The 13,215-nt window shown below is 65.1% G+C and carries 11 protein-coding genes; all 11 read left to right on the top strand.

Annotation, left to right across the window (positions count from 1 at the left end; all coding sequences use genetic code 11):
* Positions 1 to 210: 210 nt before the first annotated feature.
* The gene (gene dksA / locus ACYVGS_RS10440; protein WP_460588622.1) at positions 211 to 657 is read left to right on the top strand and encodes an RNA polymerase-binding protein DksA; all 447 of its coding nucleotides are present in this window, start codon (positions 211 to 213) and stop codon (positions 655 to 657) included.
* Entirely contained in the window at positions 654 to 1,514 is an 861-nt protein-coding gene (gene gluQRS / locus ACYVGS_RS10435) for a glutamyl-Q tRNA(Asp) synthetase (RefSeq protein WP_460588621.1), read from the top strand. Before dksA ends, gluQRS begins: the two co-directional genes overlap by 4 nt.
* Before the next feature lie 62 nt (positions 1,515 to 1,576).
* Positions 1,577 to 1,753 carry a hypothetical protein gene (locus ACYVGS_RS10430; RefSeq protein WP_460588620.1) on the top strand — a complete coding sequence of 59 codons (177 nt, stop codon included), beginning with the start codon at positions 1,577 to 1,579 and terminating at the stop codon, positions 1,751 to 1,753.
* Positions 1,743 to 4,706 (top strand): ATP-binding protein, encoded by a 2,964-nt coding sequence (locus ACYVGS_RS10425; protein ID WP_460588619.1) that lies wholly within the window; start codon positions 1,743 to 1,745, stop codon positions 4,704 to 4,706. The genes ACYVGS_RS10430 and ACYVGS_RS10425 overlap by 11 nt, the downstream gene beginning before the upstream one ends.
* 77 nt (positions 4,707 to 4,783) lie before the next feature.
* Positions 4,784 to 6,217, top strand: a complete 1,434-nt coding sequence (locus tag ACYVGS_RS10420; RefSeq protein ID WP_460588618.1) for a sigma-54-dependent transcriptional regulator — start codon at positions 4,784 to 4,786, stop codon at positions 6,215 to 6,217.
* 484 nt (positions 6,218 to 6,701) lie between these two features.
* Positions 6,702 to 8,015 carry a polynucleotide adenylyltransferase PcnB gene (pcnB, locus tag ACYVGS_RS10415; protein WP_460588617.1) on the top strand — a complete coding sequence of 438 codons (1,314 nt, stop codon included), beginning with the start codon at positions 6,702 to 6,704 and terminating at the stop codon, positions 8,013 to 8,015.
* Positions 8,012 to 8,521, top strand: a complete 510-nt coding sequence (folK, locus tag ACYVGS_RS10410; RefSeq protein WP_460588616.1) for a 2-amino-4-hydroxy-6-hydroxymethyldihydropteridine diphosphokinase — start codon at positions 8,012 to 8,014, stop codon at positions 8,519 to 8,521. The genes pcnB and folK overlap by 4 nt, the downstream gene beginning before the upstream one ends.
* Positions 8,518 to 9,189, top strand: a complete 672-nt coding sequence (locus tag ACYVGS_RS10405) for a deoxynucleoside kinase (RefSeq protein ID WP_460588615.1) — start codon at positions 8,518 to 8,520, stop codon at positions 9,187 to 9,189. Before folK ends, ACYVGS_RS10405 begins: the two co-directional genes overlap by 4 nt.
* A gap of 5 nt (positions 9,190 to 9,194) precedes the next feature.
* Positions 9,195 to 9,986 (top strand): 3-methyl-2-oxobutanoate hydroxymethyltransferase, encoded by a 792-nt coding sequence (gene panB, locus ACYVGS_RS10400; RefSeq protein WP_460588614.1) that lies wholly within the window; start codon positions 9,195 to 9,197, stop codon positions 9,984 to 9,986.
* A 249-nt stretch (positions 9,987 to 10,235) separates the two neighbouring features.
* Positions 10,236 to 11,120, top strand: a complete 885-nt coding sequence (panC, locus tag ACYVGS_RS10395; RefSeq protein ID WP_460588613.1) for a 4-phosphopantoate--beta-alanine ligase — start codon at positions 10,236 to 10,238, stop codon at positions 11,118 to 11,120.
* A gap of 90 nt (positions 11,121 to 11,210) precedes the next feature.
* On the top strand, positions 11,211 to 13,157 hold the full coding sequence (gene acs, locus ACYVGS_RS10390; RefSeq protein ID WP_460588612.1) for an acetate--CoA ligase: 1,947 nt from the start codon (positions 11,211 to 11,213) through the stop codon (positions 13,155 to 13,157).
* The last annotated feature ends 58 nt before the right edge of the window (positions 13,158 to 13,215 follow it).

The raw sequence follows: 13,215 nt of genomic DNA, 5'->3' as shown, positions 1-13,215 counted from the left end.
GGTCCGGAAACGATGAGGGAGCCGCCATTCTAGCAACCGGATCGCTGCGGCGTCAGGGCCGTGCGCACGCCCTCACATCGCGCGCTAATTTTTGTGGCACAGGCCGGGGGAATCTGGTAGTTTCTGCGCCCTTGGGCGCCGGGCCCGGGCCTCGGCCAGCGGTTCCCGGCTCTACAACAACCGCAACTAGTGCCGTATGGGATGCATACCATGCCAAAAGCCGCCCAGAAATCCTCCAGCACCAACGAGTTCAAGAACTTCGAGCCCTATAAGCCCAAGCGGGGCGAGGAGTACATGAACGAGCAGCAGCGCGAGCACTTTCGCCAGATTCTGCAACGCTGGAAGGCCGACCTCATGCAGGAAGTGGATCGCACCGTGACCCACATGAAGGACGACGCCGCAAACTTCCCCGATCCGGCGGACCGGGCCACCCAGGAAGAGGAGTTCAGCCTGGAGCTGCGCACCCGCGACCGCGAGCGCAAGCTGATCAAGAAAATCGACCAGACCATCGAGCGCCTGAACCAGGACGACTATGGCTTCTGCGATGCCTGTGGCGTCGAGATCGGCATCAAGCGCCTGGAGGCGCGCCCCACCGCGACCCTGTGCATCGACTGCAAGACCCTGGCCGAAATCAAGGAAAGACAGGAACTGGGTTGATTCCCTGCGGGCGCTTCGCACCCTCACCAACCGGCCGGCTGCACCGGGGCTCCCTGCTCGCGGCACTGGCCAGTTTTCTCGACATGCGCAGCCGCGGCGGTCGCTGGCTGCTGCGCATGGAGGATCTCGACCCGCCCCGGGAGGAAGCCGGGGCAGCACGCGCAATTCTCGACTGCCTGCAGGCCCACGGCCTGGAACCCGACGACGACGTGCTCTGGCAGAGCCGCCGCAGTGAGGCCTACCTGGCGGCCCTGGCGCAACTCGATCGCGACGGCCACCTCTTCGCCTGCAGCTGTAGCCGCCGCGAGCAGGGCCCCGAGGGCAGCTGCCGCGGCAACTGCCGAATCGCACCCCCGCCACCGGACCGCCCCGCCGCACTGCGGGTAAAGGTGCCTCGCGACTACCGCTGCCAGTGGCAGGACAGCTGGCAGGGCGCGCAGGACTGGCCGCTGGGGGCACAGCTGAGCGACTTCGTGGTGCGGCGCAAGGACGGTCTGTTTGCCTATCAGCTGGCGGTGGTGGTGGACGACGCCGCCCAGGGGGTCACCCGGGTGGTCCGCGGCGCCGATCTCCTCGATTCCACGCCGCGCCAACGGCTGCTTCAGGATCTGCTCGGGTACCCGCCACCGGCCTACGCGCACATCCCGGTCCTGACTGCCGCCAATGGGCAGAAGCTGAGCAAGCAGAATCACGCACCGCCACTGGCCCTCCGGCGCGCCGCCGACAATCTGCGCGATGCCCTGTCCCTGCTGCGCCAGCCGCCACCGCCGGAACACCTGCGCCAGTGCGGCGAAATACTCGGCCACGCAGCGGCGCACTGGACACCGGCGGCGATTCCCTGCGCACCCAGCCTGTAGACTTTACCGCCACAGGTGGCTTGCGTAGACTCCTTCGGCATTGCTTGCCCGGAAAATGACTCATGTATATCAACCGGGGTCTGCTGCTGACCATCGCGCTGGCCTTTGTCTTCATTCCCGCGGTCGACGAATGGCTGTGGGCAGGTGCCGAGGGCTGGTACCGGCCCTTCCTGCTCTGGCTCGCCGCCATCGCCGCCGCCTGGTGGAACCTCCAGCGCCCCTGGCACGATGAGCTTTAGTCTCCCGGAAATCCTGCTGGCGATTGTCGCCTACCTGATGGTGCTGTTCCTGGTGGCGCACTTGGCGGATCGCGGCCGGCTGCCACGTCGAATCACCCATCACCCGGCCACCTATGTGCTGTCGCTCGCGGTTTTCGCCGGAGCCATGGCCAGCAATGCCATCTTCGAGCTGGCCTACCGCTATGGCTACGGCTACCTCCTCTATTACACCGGGGTGGTAATCACCTTCCTCCTCGCCACCGTGCTGCTGCTACCCCTGCTGCGGCTGTGCCGGGTCTACCAGCTGGCCTCGCTGGCGGATGTCCTCACCTTCCGTTTCCGCAGCCACCAGGTCGGGGCCATCGCCACCCTGGCGATGTGCCTGACCCTGATGCCCCTGCTCGCCCTGCAGATACAGACCGTTGCCGACAGTATCCACATCCTCGCCGGCGACCTCGACCAGCTGCTGCCGGCGGCCCAGCGCCAGGACACGCTGGCCTTGCTGTTCTGCCTGATCATCATCATCTTTGCCGTGCTGTTCGGCACCCGCAATCTGACCTCCGAGCGGCGCAATATCGGCCTGGTCACGGCGGTCGCCTTCGAGTCGCTGGTCAAGCTGGCCGCCATGCTGGGGATGATGTGGCTGGCGGTGCATCAGGTCTTCAATGGCTTCGGCGGCCTGCAGGCCTGGATTGCCAGCGAACCCCGCGCCGCGGCGATTGTCGACCAACCCATGCAGGCTGACGCGGCACGCACGCTGCTGTTGCTGTTCTTCGCCGGCGCGGTCTGCATGCCCCACCTGTTCCACATGGCCTTCGCCGAGAACAAGGAAAGCCAGGACCTGCGCACCGCCAGCTGGGGCCTGCCGCTCTACCTGCTGCTGCTGGCCGTGCCGGTGTTGCCCCTGGCCTGGGCGGGGCTCTACCTGGAGCACGGCCTGCCGGCCGCCTACACCGGGCTGGGGGTAGGCATCAGCCTGCAGTCCCCCACCCTGACGGTCCTCGCCTTTATCGCCGGACTGTCGGCCGCCAGCACCACCATCATCGTCGCCACCCTGGCGCTGGCGAACATGTGCCTGAACCACCTGATCCTGCCGCGACAGCTCCTGCCCATCCGCTCCGACCAGAGCCTCTACAGCCAGCTGAAATGGTTGCGCCGGGCCCTGATTACCCTGCTGATCCTGGGCGGCTACGCCTTTTTCATGGCCATCAACGGCAAACACAGCCTGGCGCAGCTCGGCCTGGCCGCCTTTGCCGGCACCCTGCAGTTCCTGCCCGGGGTTGTCGCCACCCCCTACTGGCGCGGCGCCAACCGCAAGGGCCTGCTCTCGGGCTTGATTGCCGGCCTCGCCACCTGGTGCCTGCTGGTGCTGCTTCCGATTCTCGGCATCCCCCAGCCCGAGGGGGTGCGAGCCCTGGCCGAACAGTGGTTCCCCGGCAGCGAGAACGCCTGGGCAGTGGCCAGCGTGATCGCCCTGGGCCTCAACCTGGCCCTGTTTTTCGGCGTCTCACTGCTGACCCGGCGCAGCGACGACGAGCGGGTCGCGGCGGAAATCTGCTGCATGGACAACCTCAACCGCCCCTTCCGCCGCACCCTCAGCATGCAGTCGGCGCGGGAGTTCATCGAGCGCCTGAGCCCGGCCCTCGGCCAGGACACGGCGAGCACCGAGGTGCGGCGAGCCCTGCGCGAGCTGCAGTTCGAAGAGCAGGAGTCACGCCCCTACGCCCTGCGCCGGCTGCGCGCCCGGATCGAAGCCAACCTCTCCAGCCTGCTCGGGCCCACCGTGGCCCTGAACATCATCAATCGCTGCCTGCCCTTCGATGACCAGCCCCAGGGCAGCACCGAGGACCTGTTCCTGATCGAGCGGCGGCTGGATCGCGCCGGCGGCCAGTTCACCGGGCTGGCAGCGGAGCTGGACAACCTCCGCCGCCACTACCGGCAAACCCTCGACAACCTGCCGATTGGCGTCTGCTCCCTGGCCCCGGACGGGGAAGTCCTGCTGTGGAACCGCAGCATGGAGGGGATTACCCGGGTACCTGCCAGCCAGATTCTCGGTTCGCGCCTGGAGTCTCTCCCCGCACCCTGGCAATCCCTGTTCGAGCAGTTCTTCCGCGACCAGAGCCAGGCGGCCAAAAAGCTCGAGGTTCCCCTGGAGGACGGCAGCAATCGCTGGCTGAGCCTGCTGCGAGCGAGTGCCAACACGCAGCCCGGGGGTGACCAGATCGTGCTGGTGGAGGACATTTCCGACTACGAACGGCTGCAGCAGGAGCTGCTGCACAGCGAGCGTCTGGCCTCCATCGGCCGCCTGGCGGCGGGGGTCGCCCACGAAATCGGCAACCCGATCACCGGTATCGCCTGCCTGGCACAAAACCTGGAGTACGAGGACGAGCCCGAGCTGGTGCAGGAGGCAGCCCGGGACATCATCAAGCAGACCAGCCGCGTCAGTCGCATCGTCGAATCCCTGGTCAACTTTTCGCACAACGGCTCCAACGCCGGCGACACCCGACTGCAGCCCTGCAATATCGCCGACTGCGCCGACGAGGCGATCCACCTGCTGGAACTGGACCACCAGGCGCGACCCCTGCGTTTCGTCAATCGCTGCGAGCGCGAGCAGCTGGTGCTGGCCGATCCGCAGCGCCTGCTGCAGGTGCTGGTCAACCTGCTGGGCAACGCCCGGGACGCCAGCGAAGACGGCGCCGAAGTGAGCATTGCCCTGCATACCGAGGGACAGCAGGTGGTGATTGCGGTGGAGGACAGCGGCAGCGGTATCCCGCCGGCGCTGCAGGTGCAGGTCTTCGAGCCCTTCTTCACCACCAAGGACCCGGGCGAGGGAACCGGGCTCGGCCTGGCCCTGGTCTACAGCATCATGGAGGACATGGGCGGCAGCGTGCAGATCACCAGCCCCCTGCGCGAGGGCCCCCATCCGGGCACCCGGGTCAACCTGCGACTACCCACCGCCCGTTACCAGCAGTAACACGCAGAGTGCAATTGACTGGAAAATCACCAGCAGTCACGGTATGTTGTTGCCCTGCACCCGAGAGGTAACACTCTATGCAACAGATTCTTGTGGTGGAGGACGAATCGGTCATCCGCGGTGCGCTGCGGCGATTGCTGGAGCGCCATGGCTACACGGTATCCGAGGCCGCCTCGGTCCAGGAAGCCGAAACTCGCCATAACCTCGCCGATTTCGACCTCATCATCTCCGATCTCCGCCTGCCCGGCGCCCCGGGAACCGACCTGATCCGCAAGGCCGGCGACGTGCCGGTCCTGATCATGACCAGCTATGCCAGCCTGCGCTCCGCGGTGGACTCGATGCGCATGGGCGCGGTGGACTACATCGCCAAGCCCTTCGACCACAGCGACATGCTGGCCGCCGTCGAGCGGATCATCGCCGACCACCCGAAGGGTGCCCCGGCGAACGCCCCCGCTGCCGCGGAGGAAGACTCCCCGGCCTCGGACATCATCGGCCACTGCCCGCCGATGGTCACGCTGTTCGAGCACATCCGCAAGGTGGCGCCCACGGATTCCACGGTCCTGGTGCTGGGGGAGACCGGCACCGGCAAGGAGCTGGTGGCGCGCAGCGTGCACCGGCACAGCCGGCGCGCCGACAATACCCTCATCTGCGTCAACTGCGCCGCCATTCCCGACACCCTGATCGAGTCCGAACTGTTCGGCTACGAGAAGGGCGCCTTTACCGGGGCCAACGCCAGCCGCATGGGCCTGATCGAGGCCGCCGACGGGGGCACCCTGTTCCTGGACGAGATCGGCGAACTGCCGATGGAAGCCCAGGCGCGCCTGCTGCGCTTCATCCAGGAGGGCGAAATTCGTCGGATCGGCTCGGTACAGTCGCGCAAGGTGAATGTGCGCCTGATCTGCGCCACCCACCGCAACCTGCAGAGCCTGGCCGCAGAGGGCCAGTTCCGCCAGGACCTCTACTACCGCATCAACGTCCTGCGCCTCGAGCTGCCGCCACTGCGGGACCGCGGCAAGGACATCCTGCAAATTGCCGAGAGCATGCTCAAGGCCCAGGCCGAGCGACTCGGCAAGGGCGAAATGAACCTCTCCCCGCGGGCCATCCAGGCAATCACCACCTACCAGTGGCCGGGCAACGTGCGCGAGCTGGAACACGCCATCGAACGCGCCGTAGTGCTCAGCGAGGGCCCGGAAATCGACAACCGGGAGCTGGGCATCGACCTCGAGCTGGTCAATGTCAACCGCCTGCGCGGCCAGACGGGCCCGGTGCAGAGCCCCCAGGCAGCCAATCCCCTGGGTGCACCCCGCAACATCACCTCGGACCCGACGGAGGACCTCTCCCTGGAGGATTACTTCCAGCGCTTTGTCCTGGAACACCAGGACAGCATGAGCGAGACGGAACTGGCACAGAAGCTGGGCATCAGCCGCAAGTGCCTGTGGGAACGCCGGCAACGCTTCGAGATTCCGCGCAAGAAAGCGGGCGGCACACGGCGCAAAAAAGCGGCCTCCTGAGCGTTACCGTCGGCGCTCCATGTAACAGAAGGCAGAGTATATCCGTAACAAACACAGCCAATTTGCCCGACCGGGAACTGAGACCAAAAATCGTAAACACCTGTTTTATATAGAATTTTCAATTTCTGGCACGGGCACTGCAATTCTTTTTACGCCTACAACAATAACAATAACAAACGGCCCAATAACAATAACAGACAACAACAATGGACCTGGACGGGGAAGATATCTTCCCCTTCGATTTCCGGTCGAAGCTGCAACGTACAGATTGTGTTGCTAACAGCATAAAAAGAATAACAGTAGCAATAAGAATAAGCCGTCAACGAGACCTGGGTGGGGAAACGCGAGTTTCCCCACTAACTCGTTCCTCCGATTCCACACCACCTCTACCAGGCAATTCCGTATCGGCCCCGCGCCCCTGACCGGGCACGCTTATGTGGTAGACTGCAAGCTGTTTGACCAACGATCACAGGGCCAGCCCCACTTGAAAGTCTACCCTCGAAAGCAGCACTGTATCTCCCGCAAGAACATCAGCCCCAATGCGCTCAAGGTGATGGCGCGCCTGCGCGAGGCCGGCTACCAGGGCTACCTGGTCGGTGGCGCGGTTCGCGATCTCTTGCTGGGTGGCCACCCCAAGGACTTCGACGTGGCCACCGACGCCACGCCGGAACAAGTACACGCGCTGTTCCGCAACTCGCGCCTGATTGGGCGCCGCTTCCGGATCGTCCACGTGACCTTCGGCCGCGAGGTGATCGAGGTCACCACTTTCCGCGGTCATCACGACAGCGACCCCGACGGCGACGATGCCACGCCCGACAGCCACCGCTCGCGGCAGTCCGACAAGGGCCTGCTGCTGCGCGACAACGTCTACGGCACACTGGAGGAAGACGCGGTGCGGCGCGACCTGACCGTGAACGCGCTCTACTACGACGCCGCCAGTTTTACCGTCTACGATCACGTCCACGGCATGCGGGACCTGCGCAAGCAGAGCGTGTGCATCATCGGCGATCCGGAGCAGCGCTACCGCGAGGATCCGGTGCGGATGCTGCGGGTCGCCCGCTTTGCCGCCAAACTGGATTTCGGTATCGACCGCGGCACGGCCCGGGCCATTCCCGACTGTGCGCACCTGCTCGGGGAGATACCGCCGGCCAGGCTGTTCGACGAATTCCTCAAGCTGTTCATGTCGGGCTATGCCGAACGCACCATGGACAAGCTGCTGGAGCTCGACCTGCTGCGCTACCTGTTCCCGGAAAGCGATCACGCCATGCGTCGCAATCCGCAGGCCATGGCACTGGTGCGCGCGGCCATGCACAGCACCGACCAGCGCATTCAGTCGGGCAAGCCGGTCACGCCGGCCTTCCTGCTCGCGGCGCTCCTGTGGCCGGTGGTGCAGGAGCTCTGGCAGCAGCTGCAGACCCGCGGCGAGCCGCCCGCGGCCGCCCTGCACAGCGCCGGGCAACAGGTGATCCAGGCCACCCTGCGCCAGATTTCCATTCCCCGTCGCTTCAGCCTGCCCATGCGCGAGATCTGGGAGTTCCAGCCGCGCCTGCAGCGACAGCGCAAGCCACAGGAAATGATCCAGAACCGCCGCTTCCGGGCCGCCTATGACTTCCTGCTGCTGCGCGAGGCCGCGGGCGAAGACGCCGGGGGCAGTGGCGCCTGGTGGACCGAGCAGCAAGAGCTGCCGGAACACCAGAACCTGCCCATTATCCACGGGACCGATGAAGACGAGCGCGCCGATCGCGGGCGACGTCGCCGGCGACCGCCACGCAAGCGTCGCCCAGCCCAGAACGCATGATCACCGCCTGCGTCGCCCTGGGCAGCAACCTGCAGGAGCCTGCACAACAGCTGCTGGAGGCTGTGGCGGCACTACAGGGCCTTGAGGACTCACGCCTGACGCGCTGCTCGCGGGTCTACCGCAGTGCCGCCGTGGGCCCGGGGGAACAACCCGACTACCTGAATGCCGCCGTGATGCTGGAAACCCGGCTGACGCCGCTGGCGCTGCTGGATGCACTCCAGCGCATCGAAGCGCGACAGGGTCGCGAGCGCGAATTGCGCTGGGGGCCACGCACTCTGGACCTCGACCTGCTGCTCTACGGCGACCAGACGCTCAATCTGCCCCGACTGCAGATCCCCCACCCGCGCATCGCCGAACGCGACTTCGTTCTTTACCCGCTCGCCGACCTGCTTCCCGCGGACTGCGAGCTGCCGGGGCTCGGCCCGCTGACCGCCCTGCTCGCGGCCCGCCCCGGCGCCGACCTGCAGGTGGTCGACCTGCAGCTGCCCGAGGAGCATTGCCGATGAGCACCGACAGTCACGACCTGCGCGGCAGGACGCCCCCCGGCTATATCGCCGTGGAGGGCCCCATCGGAGTGGGCAAGACGACCCTGGCCCGCCGTTTGGCCGAGCACTTCGCTTATCCACTGCTCTCCGAAGACGCCCACGAAAACCCCTTCCTCGAGCGCTTCTACCGCAATCGAAGGGAGGCGGCCCTGGCGACCCAGCTGTTCTTCCTGTTCCAGCGGGCCCAGAAACTCGGCGACCTGCGCCAGGAGGACATTTTCGCCCCCAATCGCGTCGCGGATTTCCTGATCGAGAAAGACCCGCTCTTCGCCCGGGTCAATCTCGACAGCGACGAGCACCAGCTGTATCAGCGGGTCTACCAGCAATTGCAGATCGATGCCCCCAGGCCGGACCTGGTCATCTATCTGCAGGCGTCGACCGAAATCCTCGAGGAGCGCATCGAGAAGCGCGGGGTCGCCGCCGAACAGGCCATCGACCGCACTTACCTGGAGCGCCTGAACGAAGTGTACAGTGAGTTTTTTCTGTATTACGATGACGCCCCGCTGTTGATCGTCAACGCCAGTGAAATCGATCTGGCCAACGGCGATCAGGATTTTCGACAACTGGTCGACTACCTGCTGGATATTCGCAGCGGTCGGCATTACTTCAACCCGACCTTCTTTGGATAGTGCACATGGGCAAGTTCACCATCAGCACCCTCGACAAGATGAAGGCATCGGGTGAGAAATTCGTCTGCATCACCGCCTACGACGCCACCTTTGCCCGCCTGGTTTCCGAGGCTGGCGCGGAATCCATCCTGGTCGGCGACTCCCTGGGCAATGTCATCCAGGGGCACGACAATACCGTCCCCGTGACCATGGACCACATGGTCTATCACACCGAATGTGTGGCGCGGGGGGGTATCGACTCGCTGTTGATCTCCGACCTGCCCTTCATGGCCTACGGCACCCCGGAAGATACCCTGCACAATGCCGCGCGCCTGATGCGCGCCGGTGCGCAGATGGTCAAGCTGGAAGGCGGTACCTGGTTGAGCGACTCCATCAGCATGCTGGTGGAACGCGGCATTCCGGTCTGTGCGCACCTCGGCCTGACGCCCCAGTCGGTCAACGTGTTCGGCGGCTACCGGGTCCAGGGCCGCACCCCCAAGGAGGCCAAGTCGATCCTGGCGGATGCGGTGGAGATCCAGGATGCCGGTGCCAGCCTGCTCGTGCTCGAGTGTGTACCGGCACCCCTCGCCGCCGATATCAGCCGCAAGCTGGATATTCCGGTGATCGGCATTGGCGCCGGCCCCGGCACCGACGCCCAGGTCCTGGTCATGCACGACCTGCTCGGGCTGAGCGCCCACACCGCCCGGTTTGTGCAGAACTTCATGCAGGGTCACGACTCCATCCAGGATGCCCTGCGGGCCTTTGTCGAGGCAGTCAAGTCCGGCGAGTACCCCCGGGACGAGCACAGCTACCAATAAGCCGACCGGATAAGCGTCCCGCCGGTGGGGGCAAATACTGTAAGTTAGCGCTCACATACCTTTGGTGTTACTGTTACCCGCGCCTTCGTGACCAGGTAACACACGAGGGTTAAATTTTCTTGAAAAGCCGTTGCCCGGTGTCCAGCCGGTGGTGCATACTGCGTCCCCCGGCGGGGGAGGCCCGCCACAACAGTGACCAGCGGTTCCGGTCCAGCATCACCCTTACCGTCACGCGGGGGTCATGTCGACATGCGTACCTACGCCAATATCCAGCAACTGCAGAATGCCCTGCGGGAACGCCGCAGCCAGGGGCAGCGTATCGCTTTTGTGCCCACCATGGGCAATCTGCATAACGGCCATATCGACTTGGTCAGGCGCGCCCGCCAGCTCGCGGATGTGGTCGTAGTCAGCATCTTCGTCAACCCGCTGCAGTTTGGTCCGCGGGAGGACCTGGACAGCTACCCCCGCACCCTCGCCGCCGACAAGGAAAAGCTGTTTGCCGAAGGCGTGCAGTTCCTGTTCACCCCCGAAGTCTCTGATATCTATCCGGAAGGCATGCACCTGCACACCCAGGTACAGGTGCCCGACCTGTCCGAGACCCTCTGTGGCAGCAGCCGTCCCGGCCACTTTAACGGGGTGACGACGGTAGTTAACAAGCTGTTCAACATCGTTCAGCCAGATGTGGCGGTGTTCGGGGAGAAGGACTTCCAACAACTCTCGATCATTCGCAAGATGGTTCGCGACCTGTGCATGCCCGTGGAAGTGGAAGGCGTGGCTACGGTGCGCGACGCGGACGGCCTGGCGAAGAGCTCCCGCAACGGTTACCTGAACGACCAGGAGCGGCGCCTGGCTCCGCTGATTCACGAAACCCTGCTGAGCTGTCGCGAAGCCATCGCCTGCGGCTTCGACAACTTCCTGCAGCTCGAGTCCCACGCCCGCATGCAACTGTTACAGGCTGGTTTCGAGCCGGATTATTTCGCCATTCGCGATGCCCGCACCCTGCGCGCGGTCACCGAGGAGACCGAGGAGATCGCCATCCTGGCCGCGGCGCGCCTCGGACGCACCCGGCTGATCGATAATGTGCGCCTGAGCCTGAACCCGGTATCTGACTGGGGCATGCTCGCCTCCCCCTGAGGCCTTCCCGCCTCATCCATTCGGATCTTGCACGCCGCGTCAGGCGGCGTATCATCCCCTGTCCAGCTAAAATTAACAGGGAGTTCCGGCATGACCCACCTCTTCCCCATCCACCCGGTTCCGGATAATTTCGCCGACGCACACATCAACGCGCAGCGCTACCGGGAGATGTATCAACGGTCGGTGGAGGACCCCGAGGGTTTCTGGGGCGACATGGCAAGGGAATTCCTGCACTGGGATGCGCCCTGGAAGCGCGTGGTCGACTACGACTTCCACCGCGGCGAAGCGAGCTGGTTCACCGGCGGCCAGCTGAACGCCAGCAGCAACTGCCTCGATCGCCACCTGGCCACCCGCGGCGAACAGACCGCGCTGATTTGGGAACCCGACGACCCCGCGGAGGCCGCCCAGCACATCACCTACGCCGACCTGCACGAGCGCGTGTGCCGCCTGGCCAACGTGCTGCGCGAACGCGGCGTGGGCAAGGGCGATCGCGTTTGCATCTACCTGCCGATGATTCCGGAAGCCGCGGTAGCGATGCTCGCCTGCGCCCGTATCGGCGCCATTCACTCGGTGGTCTTCGGTGGCTTCTCGCCGACTTCCATCAGCGACCGCATCCTGGATGCCGACTGCCAGACCGTGATCACGGCAGACGAAGGGCTCCGCGGTGGCAAGACCATCCCCCTCAAAGCCAATGTCGACAGCGCTCTGGAGAGCTGCCCCGGCGTGCATACCAGCATCGTGGTGCGACGCACCGGGGGCCAGATCGACTGGCAGGAAGGCCGCGACATCTGGTATCACGAGGCAACGGCGCAGGTCTCCGCCGACAGTCCGGCGGCGGCCATGGACGCCGAGGACCCCCTGTTCATCCTCTACACCTCCGGTTCCACCGGCAAGCCCAAGGGTGTGCTGCATACCACCGGGGGCTACCTTCTGCAGACTGCCATGACCTTCCTCTATACCTTTGATTACCGCGAGGGCGAGGTCTTCTGGTGCACCGCCGACGTCGGCTGGGTAACTGGCCACAGCTACATCGTCTACGGCCCGCTCTGCAATGGCGCCACCTCGCTGATGTTCGAGGGTGTGCCCACCTGGCCCGACGCCGGCCGCTGCTGGGAAGTGGTGGACAAGCACCAGGTCAACAGCTTCTACACCGCCCCCACCGCCATCCGCTCCCTGCATGCCGTCGGTGACGCGCCGGTCAAGCGCAGCTCGCGCAGCTCGCTGCGTCTGCTGGGCTCGGTCGGCGAACCGATCAACCCGGAAGCCTGGGAGTGGTACTACCGCGTTGTCGGCGACTCCCGCTGCCCGATTGTGGACACCTGGTGGCAAACAGAGACCGGTGCCCACATGATCACCCCGCTGCCAGGCGCCCACGACCTCAAGCCCGGCGCAGCAAGCAAACCCTTCTTCGGCGTGCAGCTGGCCCTGCTCAACGAGGATGGCAGCGAAGTGGAAGGCCCCGGCTCCGGCTACCTGGCCATCAAGGCCTCCTGGCCCAGCCAGATCCGCACCATTTACGGCGACCACCAGCGCCTGGTCGACACTTACTTCAGCCATTATCCGGGCTACTATTTCACCGGCGACGGTGCCACCCGCGACGAGGATGGCTACTACCGCATCACCGGCCGCGTCGATGACGTGCTTAATGTTTCCGGGCACCGCATGGGCACCGCCGAGGTGGAAAGCGCGCTGGTCCTGCACGATGATATCGCGGAAGCCGCCGTGGTGGGCTTCCCCCACGACATCAAGGGCCAGGGAATCTACTGCTTCGTGACACCGATGAGTGGTGTGGAACCGTCAGCAGCGCTGGAAAAGGAACTCATCCAGCTGTGCGTAGAGGAAATCGGCCCCATCGCCAAGCCGGATATTATCCAGTGGGCCCCGGGCCTGCCAAAGACCCGCTCCGGCAAAATCATGCGGCGAATTCTGCGCAAAATCGCCGAAAATGACTTCGACCACCTGGGCGACACCACGACGCTGGCGGACCCCGGCGTTGTCGATCACCTGGTGGAAAACTGCGCCCACCGCAAGGGCTGAGGCAAACCCCAGGGCGGCGCCTGTTCGCCGCCCGTCACTGCACGTCACCGCCTGGCCT

The organism is Haliea atlantica (genome assembly GCF_054779855.1).
Note: the sequence above shows the minus strand (reverse complement) of the source record. Positions and strands in the feature narration are given on the sequence as shown.